Below are 18,053 nucleotides of genomic sequence, written 5' to 3'. Positions count from 1 at the left end.
TCAAATTAAGCGCAACACTTCTTCGGAAAAGACCTCGTATGCAGTTTTCCAATCCAAACACTTCCTTGGTCGATTGTTGATTCTAGAAAGTGCGTAATCTAATTCTGTCTTGTTGATCATTCCGAAGTTGGTTCCCTTTGGGAAGAACTCACGGAGAAGACCATTTGCATTCTCATTGCTGCCACGTTGCCATGAAGAATAGGGATCCGCAAAGTACATTGGGATACCAAGAGAGTCCTGTATCCGTTCGTGACAGCTGAACTCCTTACCGCGATCCGTCGTCATGGTTTGAAACGTTCCCGATGGGAAAGAAGAGTAAAGTGTTTGGATGGCATGTTCCATCGAGTGAGAAGAACGGTCGACCATCGGTAGTACGATATAGAACCGACTTTTACGTTCGATGAATGTCGCAACACACGCCTTTGTCTGCCCTCGTCCTGATACGACAGTATCCAACTCCCAATGCCCGAACGTTTCTCGACCCCGGACGTCCGACGGACGTTTACTGATCGGAAGCCCGATGTTGAAGCGACCTCTTGTCTCACGTGGCTTTTGGCGCTTTCCTTTTTGTCGTAAAACGCCTAAATCGCTCTTGATGAATCCTTTATATATCCATCGATAGATTGTACTGTACGATGGTCCCTGTTCGTGAAAGAGCCGTCCGGCGATCTGTTCGGGAGACCATGTCTCTCGCAGTTTCGAAAGGATACATGAGCCAAGCGAAGTGCTGAACAGCGTGCGTGCTCCACAATTCTTTTTTTGCATCTCATAACGCAGTCCGGCGTTGATCGCATTGTAGGAAGGATTCCGTTTGAGCTCACGTGAAATCGTGGACGGCTGTCGTCCGAGATGCTGAGCGATCTTTCGCATTGAAAATCCAAGCTCTAGATAAGTTTCTATTTTGACTCTTTCTGATGTGGTAAGATGAACATAGCTCATAACGAATCCTCCGTTGAATTTGGTGTGGTAACTCTATTCTACACGAGGTCGTTATGGGTTTTTTTTGTGTTTTCAGCTAGGTGTTGCACTTAATATTACAATTCGTCCTATATAAAAAAAATCAACTAGAAAATAAACTTAAAGAAATTGATAAGCAATTAAAATTGTAAAGGTTTTTTAATAACTGATGAGGAGATCTATATAATGATAAACTTAAGTGATACTCAAATAATTGATTATGGAGATGAATACTATAATTTAGTACTTCCAAAAATTATGCCAAAATACAGAGCATTAAATCATAATCTGAAAAATAAATTGAGTGGAGATAGAATGATAGATTTTATATCAGGTAGTAATGAAACAGAATTCAAAATATTTTTAAAGGATTTATTGACCGAAAAAATTGATTTTTTAAAAATTAAATACCCTCAACTAGCTATTTATATGTATACTGCAGATTTTTTGGAGTCTACTGTTTCAGAGGTAAAAAAAATACTTATTGGTATATCACCATCTGATAAGCATTCAAGAACACTTGCTAGAGAGACTTATATAAGCGAAGTTATTTTTAAGGGTGGAAATAACAGTATATGGATTAAAGAGTTAAATAATAAAAGATTAAACAAAAATTTACTCTTAACAAGTGAAGAAAAATTAAAAAAGTTTTTGAAGATTATTAAAATTTATTTTGGGAGATTAAACATTTTTTTAAAAAATGTAATTGATTATAGTCATATTTCAGGAGAGATCAGAAAAAATGTACTTTTAAATTTTGGGATAGAGGTCTGTCCATACTGTAATAGAAATTATATTTCAAAATTTAAAAAAATGGGGAAATGAAAGTTACTGCTGATTTAGATCATTATTATTTTAAAGATTTGTATCAAGTTTTCTGTTTATCTCTATACAATTTTGTTCCGTCATGCCAGATTTGTAATTCTAGGCTAAAGGGAGTAAAAATTAAAGGAATTAAAAATCCATATATAGATCAAATAAATTATACAAATTTTAGATTTGAAGTGAAAATTAGGAATGATACTAAATTGGAGAGTGTGTTTGGTTCAAATTGTGATGATCTTGATATAAAAATCATTCATGATGAAGAATATAAAAATCATATTGAAATTTTTCAATTAGAAAATCTATATAATTCACATAAAAACATAGCTGCCGAAATACTTTTAAAAAAGCAAGCTTATAATAATTCTTACTCTGAATTAATGCTGAATTACTTTGAAGAATTGAATTTTAATGAAATGAAAAAAAATATTTTTCTTTATGGTGTTGAATTAGATGAAAATAATTTTCACAAAAGACCTTTATCAAAGTTTATTTTTGATTTAGTGAATAACGATAATTAATTATATAATTTATTTTTAAAATTAATATAAAATATCAATTTAAAAATATCTATATAAAGTAAAATTAACTTACCTTATATGGATATTTTTATTGGTATAAACTTTAAGAAATAAAAACGACTTTTAGATTTAAAGCTTAAGTTAATATTAAAACATTCCAATTCTGTTGACGAACAAAAATCGGGATGGTATATTTATCTCGAATTAAAGATATATGAATTAAAGATAAAAAAGAGGTGAACGAAATGACTCCACCGAATCCTAACTTGAAAGCATTGACGGTCATGGTGCGCGCAGTCGATGCGTTACATGAAGTCATCAAGAAGGATGTTGCGCAATGGGGGTTGAACCCAACGGATTTTTCGGTTCTTGAGTTGCTGTTTCACAGAGGCAGGCAACCGATTCAATTGATTGGGAAAAAAGTTTTGATTACGAGCAGTAGCATCACATACGTCATCGATAAGCTTGAAAAGAAGAATTACGTTGTCCGCAAAGCATGTCCAGAGGATCGGCGTGTGACATTTGCGGAACTGACACCTGAAGGGCAACAATTGATGGAAACGATTTTTCCGGAGCACGAGCAAGCGATTAATCAAGTATTTCAAGGAATAGCCCCGTCAGACCTCGAATCATTCATCGAGACAGCCAAAACGATCGGCTATCAAGCAAAAAAACAATAAAATTTTTTAGACTGATATCTCGAATTCGAGATAATAACCACTAAAGGAGCGATTTTTCATGAATGAACTAAAAGGAATCCACCACGTGACGGCGATTACGAGCAGTGCCGAGAAAAACTATGACTTCTTTACGAACGTCCTAGGGATGCGATTGGTCAAGAAGACCGTCAATCAGGATGACATCCAGACGTATCACTTATTCTTCGCCGATGATAAAGGATCTGCCGGCACGGATATGACATTCTTTGATTTCCCTGGTATCCAAAAGGGATCACACGGAACGAATGAAATCTTCAAGACGGCGTTCCGTGTCCCAACGGATGCGGCACTCGAATACTGGATCAAACGCTTTGACAAATACGACGTCAAGCACCGTGGTATCAAAGAACAATTCGGCAAGAAGACGCTCTCGTTCGTCGATTTCGATGAGCAACAATACATGTTGATTTCTGACGAGCATAATCAAGGTGTCGCTTCCGGCACACCGTGGCAAAACGGTCCAGTACCCCTCGAGTTCGCGATCACGGGACTCGGTCCAATTCACATCCGGATCGCGGAATTCGACAATTTAAAAGCGGTACTTGAACAAGCGATGTTGATGCGCGAAGTCGATCAAGCTGGTTCCCTGCACTTGTTCGAGATGGGCGAAGGCGGAAACGGTGCCCAAGTCATCGTTGAGCACAACGTCGTTCTACCAAGCGGACGTCAAGGATTCGGAACGGTCCACCACGTCGCTTTCCGCGTTGAAGATACGGCTGCCTTACAGGAATGGATCGAGCGGATGCAACAGCTGCGCTTCAACACATCCGGTTACGTCGATCGCTTCTTCTTCGAGTCCCTTTATGCCCGTGTTGCGCGCGGTGTCTTGTTCGAGTGGGCAACGGATGGTCCTGGTTTCATGGGTGATGAGCCATACGAAACGGTCGGGGAGAAATTGTCATTACCACCATTCCTCGAGCCACAACGAGCACAAATCGAACAAATGGTCCGTCCAATCGATACGGTCCGGAGTACGCGCAAGATCGAAAAAGAATATCTTTAATAGGAAAGTGAACTGACAGCATCTAAATACGAGGAGGAAATGAAAATGGAGAAATTAAACATTGGTATCATCTTAGGATCCACACGTGAAGGACGCCTCAGCCCACAAGTCGGGAACTGGGTCAAACAACTCGCCGATCAACGGGGGGATGCAAACTACACGATTCTTGATATCGCCGACTACAAATTACCGCTTCTAGGTGAAAAGGATGGGGATGCGTCGGGTGCTGCTGCTTGGTCGAAGGATGTCGCAGCACAAGACGGCTTCGTCTTCATCGTCCAGGAATACAACCATTCGATTGCAGCGTCACTCAAGAACGCGCTCGATTATCTACGTGTCGAATGGAACAACAAAGCGGCAGGGATCGTCTCTTATGGTTCTGTCGGTGGGGCACGGGCAGCCGAACATTTGCGCGGCATCTTAGGTGAGTTATTGATCGCCGACGTCCGGGTGCATCCGGCGTTATCATTGTTCACTGATTTCGAGAACGGATCGGTCTTAAAAGCGGCAGCCGTTCAAGAAACATCGGTCAACCAAATGCTCGATCAAGTCATCCCGTGGGCAACAGCATTAAAAACGATTCGCTAAATCGTGATTGATCAGAAAACCCCCTCATTTCGCTGAAATGAGGGGGTTTTCTATCGTTGTCATGTACAACACGACGTGACGCGGCGCAGATCCTTTTCTTGAACGTAAAGCGTGTGTTGGCGGACTTTGTAAGGAATGTCAGCCGCTTGAAGCCGTTCGAGATAGTGACCTGTTGGAGCGACCGTCCATTTCACATATGTCGTTGCGGCATTCGGTGAGGCGAGACAGGTGAGCAATAAAAGTGGAAGGATCCATTTTCGAAGTTTCAGGCATATACCTCCTTCATTATTTCAAATACTGTATTAATGTTTTTATTGTTTAAATCAAAAACTGAAAATCACGACTCACGTCAACAAAAAATAACTGACCATCAAGCCGACCAACAGACCACTAAAGACAAGTCGATAGACGGGGGAACGATGGGTTCCTTTATTTCGTTTAACTTGATAGACGGTGAAATAAGCCACACTGGTAACCATGATGAGGATGGCCAGTGTACTGAGTATCGTAGAAATCAGCATTCCTCCTTATCGTAAGACTTTAGCTAATGCTTTTCCTTTCGCCAACTCATCGACAAGTTTGTCGAGAATCCGGATGTTACGAATTAACGGATCCGTTAGATGTTCCACACGAATCCCGCAGATGACGCCAGTGACAAGAAAGCGGCGTTCGTTCAGGTCGGGTGCGTGCTCGAAAAAGGTTGCGACGGTTTGGGTTTGTATGGCTTGTTCAAGAGTTGATGGCGTGTGTCCGGTCAACCAGAACAGCACGTCATCGAGCTCCTCTTGTGTCCGATGCTTACGTTCGACTTTTTGGCGGTATACCTGATACAGCTGCTGCATCGGCATTTGAAATACTTTTTCGTAACTCATCTGAATCGCCTCCTTTCATGGTAACATATGGGAAAAGGTCTTGTGTCAAGGATTTTAAGTCGGTTTGGAGGTGCAGGATGAAATGAGACGTCGAATCATTGGAATGACTTTCATGACGTGCCTAGTACTATTTTTAGGCGTCGTAGGTGTAAAACTGTCGTATCAAGCATTAGTCGATCCTCCGATCGATCAGTCGACGGGAAACTGGGTACATGTCCCGAGCACGATCTTACCGACTAAAAAAGTCATCTATGCGAAAAAAGATTTGATCACAAAGGCACTGGACTCTTCAAAAAATGGGCACAAAGGATATCGGAAAGAGCCGGATAAGAAACCTGTTGTTGAAGTGGGAAAGGGATCATGGACGGATGTAATCAATCAAATCACTTGCGTGGCTCCTTGGATGGTCGCTCTAGTGATGATCATCTATCTCTATCGTCGACAACGGTTCAACCGCATGCAGTGGTCATTTCGATCTCGTTATCCAACAAAACGATCTCCTGCATCGCTTTCGCTAACGCCTGAAGTCCAGTTCTCCTTAGAAGACAGACTCCTTGAATCGGAAATTCGTGAAGCGTTGCGCGCGTTCAATCGGTCACTTGCTTCAGCGCAGCAACGACGGACACATGAGACGCTGACGGAGTGGTTAACACGCTTAGAAGTCACAGTCCCGCATGAGATCTATCAGCTCGTTCGCTATGCCGACGTGGAAGAGCAGACACTCGATCCCTCTCGACGGACTGCTTTCCTCGAACAGCTTAAGCAAAATCAGACACGGCTCGTGTAATCAGCCGTGTCTTTTTTGATGTCCGCGATACTTGTTAAGGGCAAGCATGTTCAACAGGAACAAGGCGGCTCCGTAGAGAAATAATCCGAGCCAGTACGGCCAGATGCTCGACCACCCATTGCCGTAGACGAGTACCTCCTTGATCGCACTCGCTCCGTAGAAAATCGGAGTGAAATATCCGATGTTACCAAGTCCGTACGGGATCAGATCGAGCGGAATCAAACCGGAGAAGAAGATCTGCGGAATGATCGTAAAGGGAATCAACTGGACGACCTGTAGCTCAGATTGGGCAAATATCGAAATCGTTGCCCCGAACAAGACCGCGACAACGGCAAGTCCAAGCATCGTCAGGAAGACCCAGATGATCGAACCTTCAGACGGTAAGTCAAGTACGGTCGTCGCGTACAGGACGACAAGAATGGCTTGGATGGAAGCAAAAACGCTATAACCGAGCGTATAGCCGAAGATGACGTCGGTTTGGCGAATCGGTGTCATCATCAAGCGCTCGAGTGTTCCACCACTGCGTTCCTTGACGAGTGCCATTGCTGACAAGATGAAGACGAAGAAGAACGAGAATAAGGATAAAAAGACGAAACCGAGCGCATCAAACGTTGATTGATCGACATCTCCGTACAGATAGTTCGTCTCGAGTTGCATCGTCGGTTGCAGGGATGCCAGTCCAGCTTGAATTTCGCGTAACGCTTTGGAACTTTTCGTCGAAGGTTCGCGGAGGTTCAACGCTAGCTGATTGTCTTTCATGTCTAAGACGACGTCGACCGTTTCATGGTCCTTGAGATAGGCGTCCGCATCACTGCCGTTATACGTTTTAAGCGACAGATCCTGTTTTTCGATCGATTGTGAGACGGGAGCCGGTACATCTTGACTGATGGCAACGGCAGGCGTGTAGTCATCGTTTCCAAGTAGGAAATAGATCAAGGTGAAGATTAATAACGGAGCAAGCAAAATCAGTCCGACGCTTCGTTTGTCGTTCAACGTTTGACGGATGACCCGTCGTGCGAGTTGCCACATCACGTCACGTCCTTTCCAGCGAGCAGGAACAGTTCCTCGACCTGACCGTTTTCAGTCTGTGCGAGCAAACGGTCGAGCGGATCGTAGGCGATAATCCGACCGTTATAGATCAATGCAGCCCGGTCACATTCATTGATTTCATCCATGACGTGGGTCGAGACGACAATCGTCGTACCTTGCGTACGAATCGCTTGGAATTGATTCCAAATCTGGCGGCGTAACACGGGATCGATCCCGACGGTCGGTTCATCCAGGAATAGAATGCTTGGACGATGTAGGATTGAGATGGCAAGGGACAATCGTTTCTTCATCCCACCGGAATAATGACGGACGAGCTTTTTTTGATCATTCGTCAAATCGACGAGCGTCAACACTTCTTCGATTCGTTTTGCTAAGTCCTGACGAGACATGTTGTATAAGGAACCGAAAAACTGTAGGTTCGCAAGACCAGATAAATCCTCGTACAAAGCATCGTTTTGTGGCATGAAACCGATCTCTGATAACATCTTAAAGTTCGGCATCGAAGTGTCACCGATTTGAATCGTTCCAGCATCTGCTTGAATCGCGCCGATCATCAAGCGAATCAACGTCGTCTTACCGGAACCTGACGGACCGAGCAAGCCACAAATCTCACCGGACGGAATCAAAAGATCAATCTGTTGGAGGACGTCCTGTTGATGAAACGATTTTGATACACCGTGTAGTTGTAAATCCATCGTATTCTCCCTCCTTTTATGAAATAATTATTGAACAACGTGTTGATTAATTTCATTATAAAAGGGAGATAAACTGGGAGCAATGACCAGTTGACGTCCATCTGTCGCTTAAGCGACACATCCTTCTAAAATGTTGAAGAAAGAGGCGATTTCAATGAAAAAACAGGATTTACGCGTCATTCGGACCGACCGGAGGATTCGTGAGACGTTCCTTCAGCTGATCGACGAAGTTGGTTTTGATGCTGTGACGATTAAGTTGTTGACGGATCGGGCGGAAGTCAACCGCGGGACGTTCTACCATCATTACGCGGATAAATACGAACTACTCGAGCGGATGACGAATGAGATTTTTGAAAAGATTGAAGCGACGTTTGAACGCGAGATTCCCTTTGTCCTGATCAACCAAAAGGAGGACTCGCCATACCGGCGCATCATCCCGTTTTTGATCTTCCTCTATGAGAATCGGACGCTGATGCGGATCCTACTCAGTCCGACGAGTGACGGGATGTTTCGGAATCGCGTCCGTGATTACATGCAACAGATTCTGTTCTCGGGACTACCGGAACAAGGAGAACGGCTCGTTCCAGAAAATTATCTCATTGCCTATCTCTCAGCCGCCCATCTCGGTGTCATCGAATCCTGGTTGCGCCATCCAAACGAGACATCACCGGAAGAAATTGCCCGGATCATCTTTACGATTTCGATGGAAGGGCCGTTTCGAGCAGCGGGGTTCCGACGATGAGTATTGAGCAAGTCTTAGAAAAAGTCGTCGCGTGTTTGCAGCAAGAACGGATTCATTTTGGTATCGGTGGTTCATTATTGTTGGCGCAGCATGGACTACCAGTTGTACCGCGCGACATCGATCTCGTCGTCGCGTTAGCGGACGCCGAACGAGCAGTCCAACTGTTGGCGGACATGGGGACTGTCGTCGAACAAGACAAGACGTCACTTTACGCGACGGAAGTGTTCCAAGAATTTATGATTGAAGGAATCGATATCGATTTGATGAGCGGACTGCAGATTCGTCATGGTGAGGGCGTGTTCATCTATCCGTTTGATGAACAATCAATCGATTCAGCTGGACGTCCGTTCATGTCACTCGTTGATTGGTATGTCATTTATCAACTGATTCCAGGGCGGGAACAAAAGGTCGCGATGATTGAAGACGTATTTACAAAACAGGAAGTGGACTGCAAGCGTCTCGAACAGCTGAGAAGCCTCGTTCTTCCGCAAGCAGTAAAGAAGCGAATCAATCAGTGGCTGAAATGACATACAGGTCGTCGAGTAAGACAACCTCATTTGTTGTCAGTAAATAAGCGTGGTTCGAGTCAAGCAAACCACAGAGAACATAGTGGTCAAGTGCCCGGTCGAAGACATAATACGGTTTCAATGTCAGGTAAGGCATGAGTGCGTGACGTATGACTTCTTCCGGAACGCTATTTGGCAATCCTTGTGTCGAATCATGAAAGAGGTCAATAAATGCTTCGTTATCAACGATTAGGCTGACTTCAAAAGTATCTTCCATCAGAAGAATCGTTAAACGACGTTTGTAAGCGAGATTTATGTCGTCACGAGTCCGGCGTACTACTACGTTAATGAATGGAAAATCCCGATGGATTTCTTGAATCGTCCAAGCTCCGGACTCCTCCGGATATTCCGCAGCGATGAGATCTACAGCAATCGACTGACATGTTTCCAGCATCTCGTCAGTCAACGGTCGGTAATCCGGATGTGACGTTTGAGCTTCGGCATCGAGTGCCGTGACGGTGTCTCGCCGCTTAATCAATTTGCGCGTATAGGAGAACGTGGACGGTTTGTCCCATGTCACGATCTCGTTTATGGCAACGGACGAAGTTTCGGGATTACATAGAGGATACGTGCGCAAGCCGTCTTGAGAAACAAAGGTTTCTTCAATTGCATATGCTAGTTTGCGTTGGTGTTCGTTAGGAATTGAAAAACTCCGGAACTGTTGCGAGATGATAGGAGCCATTTGTTCAAGGGATAATGTGAACAGTTCAGTCGAATACTTGTTACTCAGCGCGGGGGTTCCATAGATACTGAAAGAATCGAGCGCTCCTTCATTCGTTAGCTCAAGCGATATGAACAGACCAGGGGAGAGGCGAATTCCGTGATGACAGCTGACATACTGATACAGGGAAACTTGATGCGTAAGGAACATGAACTGCTTCTCGAACGTCATTCCTAATTCTTGCTCAAGCCAAGCAATCCGTATGTCTGAATCACATAAATCCTCTGGAACTGAATAAATCGCGACAGCGCCATTTTTGTGGATCGAAGTCGTTCGTTTTGTAGCCGTATCGACTTGAATCTCTATCGTACCGTCTGGATAACTCTCGTCTTCAGACCAAGGGCCGTGATTGATGGGGAACCAACATGTCTCAAGCGAATATTGCGTTTCACCATGAATTTTTTCACGGCGATAGAAGGTTTCATGTAAGACATAATCGTTCAGTTGATATTTGTCTTGGATATGGGAGATTAAATCTTTCGTTAATGGATGCAACTCGTTCACTCCTTTATATCTAACTTCACTTTATAGATCACGTATTAAAACGACCTCATTTGTTGCTGGTAAGTAGGCATGGTTCGAGTCAAGTAAACCACAAAGAACGTATTGACCTTTTGAGATATCGAACACATAACGCGGCGTGAGCAAAAGGTACGGACGTAATGCATTGAACATGACATCTTGCTGATCATCCTCGAGCTCTGGTGCAGTAACGGATGCGAAAACGGTATGGAGTTCCTGATCGTCGGTCAAGCTAATCCAGTCAAGCGTCTTTTCATCAAGTAGAATCGTGACGCGTCTTTGCTGATCAACATAGGACGTCGGATTCGCGCGAGATAATTTGACAGCAAGGTAAGGATATTGCCGGTAGATGTGACGAATCGCCCATTGTCCGGATTCACTGGGGTAGACGTTTTGGACGATTTCTTGAATCGCAATTCGACAGGCGTTCACTGTCTTTTGCTGGATCGGACGAAAATCAGGATGTTCGGTCTGCATGACCACATCCTCTGCTGTCACGCTTGCTGCTGATTGGAAAGGATGGCGCTTGAGAATTGAAGTTGACGGATTTGCCCACGTTAAGATGTCATTTCGATCAAGTGATGACGTGAAATCCAGTTTACTAGGCACAAGGATAGATCCTTCTTGCGTCACGATCGTCTCGACGACGGTATGCGCGTATTGATGTCCTGGTTTTGTATACGAGAACCATTTTAGTTGTTGTTTAGTTAGCGATTTGATGTCCTCAAGCGTTAAGGCGAAAGGTTCCTGTTTCACATGATGATCAAGCGGATGAGGACCGTATAGTAACAACTCATCGAATTGACCGTTGTCCGTTAACGTCAGATGAATGAAACAACCGGGAGACAGCCGAATCCCTTCATGACAACTCACATAACTAAAAAAAGTTTCGTTTTCTTCTTCGAGCATGAAATGCGTACCATGGATCATGTCGGTCTCTGATTCGATCCAAGCGATACGAGTGGTTGGATCACGTAAATCGTTAGGCACGGAATGAATCGAGGTCGGACCGTGTAAGGATAACGTCGTCGTTCGTTTCGTAACAGGGTCAATCGTAATCTGCACGGTTCCTTCTGGAAGCATCGTTTCATCCTCTTCCTCGATAACAGATGCACCTCGCGGAATCCAAAACGTTTCAAAAGAGTAGACGGTTTGGTCGTTTATTTTGTGTCGAGCGTAAGATGACTCATAGAGAATGTAATCATTTAACTGATACTTCTCGAGAATGAATTTGACTAATTGGGTAGTTAAGATATGCACTACTTTCACTCCTTTAAATAACGATTAGCTGATTCATAATGATGATTGATCAAAAACAGGTGTACAATATCAGCTAATTGTTCAAGGAAAAGAGAAGACCATCGATGAGTACTTTCTCTTTTTCATACGTTTAGTGTAACCGTGAAGTATTGGAAAAAGAATGTGAATTGAAAATTATTACATAATTGTAAGAGTTCAAAATATAGTGAATGTATTATTATAGTAAAATAAATATAAGGACCATTGAAACGTAGGAGGAAACAAAAGTGTCAGATTTTAGTCTAGCAATGAATCTTTTATTTGGGAGTGTCCATCTCATTCTTATGGCGATGGCGATCCCATCGATCATCTATGCACTCTATCTATTACGAAAAATCGCTAACAAATGATTGCAGGAACTTTTTGGTAAGAACAAGAAGACAGTTTAAGTACCCTCGCATCATCAAAAGGAGGCGGTAGCATGTCATTTTGGACATGGTTTGCAATCTTATTTGTGTTAGCGAACAGTATCTTCGTAGCTCCTCAATCGAAACGTTCCAAGAAATAACAAAAGGCGCAATTCCGTAAACGGAAGTCGCGCCTTTTCGTTTGTTCAGTTTTGCGTATCGAGCCAAGCGATCGCGTCCGTCAAGTCGTCGGCAATATAGTCGACGTTTGCTTGTTCCACGCGATCAGCGTAATCACGAATGGAGCTCTCTCCGGCACCGGTTCGAACTAAGATTTTGATACACCCGGCGTGCGCAGCTGCCACCATATCACTCCATCGGTCCCCAATGACGACACACTGATCGAGTCGGAGATCGTGTTTTACTTGAGCTTGCCATAATAATTCAGGTGACGGTTTGCGACAAGTGCAACAATCTTCCGCTGCATGAGGACAAATGAGCGTATCATCAAAGCCGAAGCTCAGTAATTCTGTCCGAAAATCCTCTTCACGGGCAAATCCTTTTGAGATACCAGGTTGATTCGTGAACGCAATCAGTAAAATCCCTTGGTTACGTAAGCGTTCGATTAGCGAAGGAACGTATGGAAATAACGCAAACGTTCCAGGGTAGTGGACGGTGTCATCTCCACCAATCGTTCCGTCCCGGTCAAGAAATATTGCCTGAATAGAATTCAGGTGTACAACTCCTTTGATTACGAAGCATCTTTTAGTTCTTGATACGGTTGAACACGTGCTGCCAGTTGAGCTGGGATGAAGGCGGCGATGACACCGAACAAAATCGGTAAGGCGAGCGATACGCCAATCAATAACGGTTCATTCCACGGTACGAGGTCATACAAGACATAAATCGTCGAATAGGCAACGATCAATCCAATGATACCGGAAATCAGACCGACGAGGAAGCCTTCGAGGACAATCAACTGTCGGATCGCGCCGTTCGCCCAGCCGAGTGCTTTTAGGACGGCGAGCGACGCCCTGCGATCGGTGACGTTTTGCCACATGATCTCACCCGTCGTCAAAATGGCAATCGTGATGGCAACACCCATCGTCACGTAATGCATCGGACCGACTTGCAGGGCAACGAATTGACCGAGCCATGATGTATAGAGAACACCTTGTAAATGGAACGTCACGAATAAGAAGAACGTCAGCAGTGCCGTTGGGAGAGCGATTGAGAGGACGGATAGGCTATTGCGCTTCCATTTCCCGATCAGTTCCTTTAGTGCGAGTGTCACCGTCGAACGAAGTTTCAGTCCGACGCGAGCGGCTTTCGCGTATTCACCGGTCTTGATTGCTTCGTACGGTGAGATGCGACGGATCGTCCACGCCGACCAGATTGCGCCAGCGAGGTAGATGACGAGACTGAACAGTGCGATCCAGAGGAGACTCCAGCCGTTCATCGCTTCGCTCCGAACAAGTGAGAAGATGCCTTCGACGATCAAGGCGATTGTTGAAACGAATCCGGCGAGGATTGCCGCCTCGATCAAGACGATTTTATAGAGATCCTTCGTCCGCCAGCCGAGTGCCAGTAAAACAGCGAACTCTTTTCGGCGGGCGAGCATCGAAACATAGCTTGTCGCGAGGACATAGACGATGGCGACAGCGAGCATCGCGAAGATGACGCCTGAGAAACCGACGCTCGTCTCGCGGAAGATCGTCATCGCAGCGCCGATGTGGATCCACGGTTGTTCGATCCAACCGAGCGTCTTCCCGTCATCGACGACCTTCGTGACGACCGGTTGAGGGGAGGACCCTTTGGTGATCGTAGCGATATGACCAGTCTTTCGTTCGATTTCCGACTTGATGCGTTGTAAGGTTTTATCTGACTGTTCACCGACAGAAGAAGCCCCCTTTACTTTCAACCGGATCGATGAAATCGATTGGTCGCCCATCACCTTTTTGACACTATCGACCGTCGTGAGAACGTTTGGAGAGTTCGTCAACAGACCAATTGGATTCCCGGTCGTGTTGATCGGTTGGGCAGGATTGACCGGCTCGTTTTTTGAGTCAAGTACGATACTCGCAGCCGATGGTCGATAGGTCTCCATCGGTAATTCGTTCAATGGATCCTTGGATACATTGATCTTGTTCGGATCATACAAACCGACGACATTAAACGTCAGATAAGGATTCATTGATTTAAAAGCAGATCCATCCGATTTTTTCATTTTTATTTCATAAGAATCTACCGTCCGGAAGCCATGCTTCGGAAGATAAGAGGACGATAATATCGTGTTTTTGAATGTAGTAGGTGCTGTATGCACTTCATAAGCATTCTCCCACCGTGTAGGGAACGGACTCTTCACCGTTTGATAAGTCAAAGAGCCTGTCTGGGCGACGAGTTGAGCGTCAGTATTTGCTTCTGCTTGCGAAAGGGACTTAGTTTTTTGACCGAGGAAGGAATCAAAAAAAGCGCTCTCGACCTTAGAGGCATCGACTTTAATGTCTTGGATGATCTTCCGTTTTTCTTGATCGAGAGGTTGAGGGGCGTTCGATTTAGCTAGTCGTTGATAGAATGTGTCGCGTGCTTGTTTCGTTTTCAGATCGACGTTAACTTGTTCTAACATAAATTGACTATATCCCGTATTGAAGGATTTTGGGTTAATCAATACCGGAATATTGAATTGGTTGGAACTCTCCTTGCTGGCTGAGGGGACATCCTCCTGGTTGAAGTAACGAAACTTCTTTTTATTCAGGATGCTCTTATCCAAACCGACGAGTTGCGCTTCCGCCTCCGGATCGATTCCGACGATAAGACTATAGGTAAAGGGTTGTATGGATGAAAAACCTTTCGGATCTTGAAGATGGATCAATCGCGTATTCGGAGGAACGAGCGGCTCTTCCGTAGTTGAAAAGTAGGCACCATCCTGTGCAATGAGTTCTTTCGAAAATCCACCAGCACCATAATGTGAATTACTCAGTCGATAAATACCAGGCTCGTCCGGAAAGTGGATTTGATTTGGAATCGAGATGCCGATATTAGCGTATCCCATGACAGCAACAGGAGCTGCGATATCAATCTCGTTCATTTGTTTGATTTGTTGGTACTGCTTAAACGAAATCCCACCATTGATCCCATTGAGATAATTCGGTTCGAGTAAATTATTTGATTCCGTCGTCATCTGACTGCCTTTCGGTCGCACGACGATATCATACGCAGACGACCATTTCTTTTGTAACGTCTGTTCGACCGTCCCTTGACTGGAGTCTGTGAGATTGAACATTAAACTGAGCCCGGCACTGATGATCAGTGCACCGACAAGCGTCAGGATGAATTTCCCGCGCTGCCGGCGCCATTGATTGATGACGAAGCGTAACATATGTAGTCTCCTTTGTAGTTTAGTGGGAGAGCTTTGTCTTTAAATAACGCGCAAGATCTTGTTCGAAATGGTGAATTTCTTGTGCGTCGAGTGCCTCCACTTCCGCTTGCGTCGCGTAGCGGGTGACGAAATAAGGTGAGAGTGGCGTCACCAGATGAATGCGCTCTGTCCAGTCTGTTAACGATTCATGGCTTCGTCGCTTGAGGGCGCGTGGTAAGCGTTGATTAAAATCAAATAACATTAAGCGTAATGATTCTTCAGGTGGTGTGGAAGTTTGCGTTGCTTTAGACGTTCTATTCTTGAAAGGAAGACTAGATTGATTTTGTATAGTATCCGTAGCTTCGAGAGTATATTTTCCTATAGATCGCTTTCGTTTCTTGATTACGAAACAAATGACGCAACCTGTTACAAGAAGTGCTACGACAAAGAACACCGGAAAATTAGAACTCGCTTTTTCTTTTGCTGATTCCAAAAAGCCGGGCGACTTTGAAGGATTGGCTTTACCACGTGCTGTCCCATTCGTTTTTTCCGTTTTTCCTGTGCTACCACCTAAAATTTCACCGTCGGAATTTTCGTCGATCGTATTATCGAATGTACAACTATTTTTTTTGAAAATAAGTTTTGATAAGTCATCATGATTACAATCTCGCACAATCGTCGTCTCTTGTTCCGAGAAGTCCGCATTCCGAAATGCTTCATACGCAGACTGCGTCGATACGGACAACAATAGAAAAACGACAATAGAGCCAATGAAACTCGCAATCAGTTTGCTGCGAAACGTTTGCATCGCAGACACCTCCTCATAAACAGTACTTAGACACTTTGCACCGTGCGTTTTCGGCGGTCTTCGACGATCCGACCATCCTGCATGAAGAGAATTCGGTCAGCGCGTTCGGCGAGTTCTAAGTCGTGTGTGACAAATAAAACGCCACATTTGGCTTCACGATGCAGTTCTAGCAACAGTTCAAAAATCGCGTCACCGGTCATGGAATCAAGATTACCAGTCGGCTCATCTGCAAGAATCCATTGCGGATGATGCAGCAAGGCGCGGGCGATTGCGACCCGTTGTTGTTGCCCGCCGGATAGTTGAGCAGGTAAAGCATTTCGTTTGTCGTCGAGTCCGACCCGATCGAGCAGCTCGAGGATTCGCTCGTCTTGATTAAACGATGTCTTTTGTTTTAACAAGGCGACCTTTAAGTTCTCGGACACCGTCAGTGACGGTAGGAGATGAAACTGCTGGAAGATGAAGCCGATCTCTTGCGAGCGAAATTGTGATAACCGTTTGTTCTTCCAAGACGTAATGTCCTGTCTGTCATAGAGAATCTGACCGGACGACGGACGATCGAGCGAACTAAGGAGACTAAGGAACGTCGATTTTCCGGACCCGGACGGACCGACGAGTGCCGTTACTTCCGATTGCAAAAATTGTCCGTTTAGTTGATGCAAGACATCGGTCCGGACACCGCTTCGCTCGAACGAGTGCGAAACATCTTGAAAGGTAATATTCATGCGACCACTCCTTTTACATAATTTGGTTAAATATAGTGTATTATTTTTAGAAAATTTTGTCTATTGTGTTTTTATTTTCGAAATCCTTACTCATTTATGTTTTTCTTATAACTTCTCTCTAAGATTGGATTAAACACCGATCAAGGAAGGCATTTAAAACGAAATGAAGATGCAAGAAAAGGCTATGGATCAGTGGAAGAATCATGCTGATGCTCCTGTGAATCGATACCACCATCTTTTTAGGACGATGAGAGGCATAAGGAACGAAAAGAGTAGTGGAGTCGAAGACATTAAAAATATTCTTCTATTTCTCAGAAACGCTTGAAACAAAAAATCGGTAGACGGTCATTGAAAGGAAACGGTACCGCCTCGATAAACAACCTCGGACGTCACACCTAATATTGGAACAACAGTGGACGAAGAAATCACTTCGAATTGTCCTTGATTTACTAGACGTATCTGTTAATCGTCAAACGGATGATCGATTCACATGATGGTGAGGTAACGATTGAGAATCATCTGCATCAAGGAACTATCGTGACCGTTTTGTTGATGATGCACGAGATTCGAGCATGATGACATAAAAAAGGAGCGCGAACTCACACGAGATCTTCGTGAAGTGTGGAGCTCTTTTAATATGTTTCTAGTCTGATATGAATTGCTCGTAATTGTTTTTCCAAAGCCGTTCTCGCTAAAGGTTCACCCTTTCCTGGACCAGGCTTAAAGGCATAAGGGCTAAAGACTTTAGCACCTTCTTTGAGCCAGTTCGCGCGATACAAGTCGTGTGTCTCACTTCTCGATAAAAAAATACCGTCTTCGATTTCGACATCATCGTCTACTCCGAACTGAAAGCCGCAGCAAGAACAAAGTTCAAACGAAGCGTCACCATTTTCGTCATAAGCAACGTCGTCCATTTGCGCATATCCGCAGACGGAACATGTGTATTTCATG

At 44.4% G+C, this 18,053-nt stretch carries 21 protein-coding genes; 8 read left to right on the top strand and 13 right to left on the bottom strand.

Annotation, left to right across the window (positions count from 1 at the left end):
- The gene (locus tag MKY22_RS08645; RefSeq protein WP_341086530.1) at positions 1 to 939 is read right to left on the bottom strand and encodes an IS30 family transposase; all 939 of its coding nucleotides are present in this window, start codon (positions 937 to 939) and stop codon (positions 1 to 3) included.
- A 204-nt stretch (positions 940 to 1,143) separates the two neighbouring features.
- Between MKY22_RS08645 and MKY22_RS08640 the strand changes: the two genes are divergently transcribed.
- The 5 genes from MKY22_RS08640 to MKY22_RS08620 all read left to right on the top strand — a co-directional run bounded on the left by MKY22_RS08640 (position 1,144) and on the right by MKY22_RS08620 (position 4,613).
- Positions 1,144 to 1,782, top strand: a complete 639-nt coding sequence (locus tag MKY22_RS08640; protein WP_341088324.1) for a hypothetical protein — start codon at positions 1,144 to 1,146, stop codon at positions 1,780 to 1,782.
- Positions 1,779 to 2,303, top strand: a complete 525-nt coding sequence (locus tag MKY22_RS08635; RefSeq protein ID WP_341088323.1) for a hypothetical protein — start codon at positions 1,779 to 1,781, stop codon at positions 2,301 to 2,303. The genes MKY22_RS08640 and MKY22_RS08635 overlap by 4 nt, the downstream gene beginning before the upstream one ends.
- 245 nt (positions 2,304 to 2,548) lie before the next feature.
- A complete protein-coding gene (locus MKY22_RS08630; protein ID WP_341088322.1) occupies positions 2,549 to 2,983 on the top strand; it encodes a MarR family winged helix-turn-helix transcriptional regulator in 435 nt (144 codons plus the stop codon).
- A gap of 58 nt (positions 2,984 to 3,041) precedes the next feature.
- Entirely contained in the window at positions 3,042 to 4,025 is a 984-nt protein-coding gene (locus MKY22_RS08625) for a ring-cleaving dioxygenase (RefSeq protein ID WP_029341802.1), read from the top strand.
- 45 nt (positions 4,026 to 4,070) lie between these two features.
- Positions 4,071 to 4,613 (top strand): NADPH-dependent FMN reductase, encoded by a 543-nt coding sequence (locus tag MKY22_RS08620; protein WP_050678013.1) that lies wholly within the window; start codon positions 4,071 to 4,073, stop codon positions 4,611 to 4,613.
- 59 nt (positions 4,614 to 4,672) lie between these two features.
- Here MKY22_RS08620 and MKY22_RS08615 read toward each other — a convergent pair whose 3' ends face one another.
- The 3 genes from MKY22_RS08615 to MKY22_RS08605 form a co-directional block, all read right to left on the bottom strand.
- Positions 4,673 to 4,849: a hypothetical protein gene (locus MKY22_RS08615; protein WP_341088318.1), complete on the bottom strand. Its 177-nt coding sequence runs from the start codon at positions 4,847 to 4,849 to the stop codon at positions 4,673 to 4,675.
- Between the two features lie 108 nt (positions 4,850 to 4,957).
- Entirely contained in the window at positions 4,958 to 5,134 is a 177-nt protein-coding gene (locus MKY22_RS08610; RefSeq protein ID WP_214854004.1) for a hypothetical protein, read from the bottom strand.
- A 6-nt stretch (positions 5,135 to 5,140) separates the two neighbouring features.
- A complete protein-coding gene (locus tag MKY22_RS08605) occupies positions 5,141 to 5,485 on the bottom strand; it encodes a DUF2200 domain-containing protein (protein WP_290776763.1) in 345 nt (114 codons plus the stop codon).
- A gap of 112 nt (positions 5,486 to 5,597) precedes the next feature.
- On the opposite strand from MKY22_RS08605, the gene MKY22_RS08600 reads away from it, so the two are divergent.
- Positions 5,598 to 6,272: a hypothetical protein gene (locus MKY22_RS08600; RefSeq protein ID WP_341088312.1), complete on the top strand. Its 675-nt coding sequence runs from the start codon at positions 5,598 to 5,600 to the stop codon at positions 6,270 to 6,272.
- Here the strand turns inward: MKY22_RS08600 and MKY22_RS08595 are convergent, their stop codons facing one another.
- On the bottom strand, positions 6,273 to 7,301 hold the full coding sequence (locus MKY22_RS08595) for an ABC transporter permease (protein ID WP_290776765.1): 1,029 nt from the start codon (positions 7,299 to 7,301) through the stop codon (positions 6,273 to 6,275).
- Complete coding sequence (locus MKY22_RS08590) at positions 7,301 to 8,017, bottom strand: ABC transporter ATP-binding protein (RefSeq protein WP_290776766.1); 717 nt, start codon at positions 8,015 to 8,017, stop codon at positions 7,301 to 7,303. Before MKY22_RS08590 ends, MKY22_RS08595 begins: the two co-directional genes overlap by 1 nt.
- A 154-nt stretch (positions 8,018 to 8,171) precedes the next feature.
- On the opposite strand from MKY22_RS08590, the gene MKY22_RS08585 reads away from it, so the two are divergent.
- On the top strand, positions 8,172 to 8,759 hold the full coding sequence (locus MKY22_RS08585; protein ID WP_290776767.1) for a TetR/AcrR family transcriptional regulator: 588 nt from the start codon (positions 8,172 to 8,174) through the stop codon (positions 8,757 to 8,759).
- Complete coding sequence (locus MKY22_RS08580) at positions 8,756 to 9,286, top strand: hypothetical protein (protein WP_341088305.1); 531 nt, start codon at positions 8,756 to 8,758, stop codon at positions 9,284 to 9,286. The genes MKY22_RS08585 and MKY22_RS08580 overlap by 4 nt, the downstream gene beginning before the upstream one ends.
- Here the strand turns inward: MKY22_RS08580 and MKY22_RS08575 are convergent.
- The 7 genes from MKY22_RS08575 to MKY22_RS08545 all read right to left on the bottom strand — a co-directional run bounded on the left by MKY22_RS08575 (position 9,267) and on the right by MKY22_RS08545 (position 18,052).
- Positions 9,267 to 10,541 carry a hypothetical protein gene (locus tag MKY22_RS08575; protein WP_341088304.1) on the bottom strand — a complete coding sequence of 425 codons (1,275 nt, stop codon included), beginning with the start codon at positions 10,539 to 10,541 and terminating at the stop codon, positions 9,267 to 9,269. The genes MKY22_RS08580 and MKY22_RS08575 overlap by 20 nt on opposite strands.
- 30 nt (positions 10,542 to 10,571) lie before the next feature.
- Positions 10,572 to 11,828, bottom strand: a complete 1,257-nt coding sequence (locus MKY22_RS08570) for a hypothetical protein (RefSeq protein ID WP_341088301.1) — start codon at positions 11,826 to 11,828, stop codon at positions 10,572 to 10,574.
- Positions 11,829 to 12,420: 592 nt separating this feature from the next.
- Positions 12,421 to 12,939, bottom strand: coding sequence for an HAD-IIIA family hydrolase (locus MKY22_RS08565; RefSeq protein ID WP_341090107.1), 519 nt, complete (start codon positions 12,937 to 12,939; stop codon positions 12,421 to 12,423).
- A gap of 26 nt (positions 12,940 to 12,965) precedes the next feature.
- Complete coding sequence (locus MKY22_RS08560; protein ID WP_341088299.1) at positions 12,966 to 15,593, bottom strand: ABC transporter permease; 2,628 nt, start codon at positions 15,591 to 15,593, stop codon at positions 12,966 to 12,968.
- Positions 15,594 to 15,612: 19 nt separating this feature from the next.
- The gene (locus tag MKY22_RS08555; protein ID WP_341088296.1) at positions 15,613 to 16,380 is read right to left on the bottom strand and encodes a hypothetical protein; all 768 of its coding nucleotides are present in this window, start codon (positions 16,378 to 16,380) and stop codon (positions 15,613 to 15,615) included.
- 26 nt (positions 16,381 to 16,406) lie between these two features.
- A complete protein-coding gene (locus MKY22_RS08550; RefSeq protein WP_341088294.1) occupies positions 16,407 to 17,102 on the bottom strand; it encodes an ABC transporter ATP-binding protein in 696 nt (231 codons plus the stop codon).
- Positions 17,103 to 17,734: 632 nt separating this feature from the next.
- Positions 17,735 to 18,052, bottom strand: coding sequence for a hypothetical protein (locus MKY22_RS08545; protein ID WP_214853964.1), 318 nt, complete (start codon positions 18,050 to 18,052; stop codon positions 17,735 to 17,737).
- Between the last annotated feature and the right edge of the window lies 1 nt (position 18,053).

This window comes from Exiguobacterium sp. FSL W8-0210 (assembly GCF_038006045.1).
In the GTDB taxonomy this organism is placed as follows: Bacteria; Bacillota; Bacilli; order Exiguobacteriales; family Exiguobacteriaceae; genus Exiguobacterium_A.
This window is presented reverse-complemented; position numbering and strand designations above follow the sequence as displayed.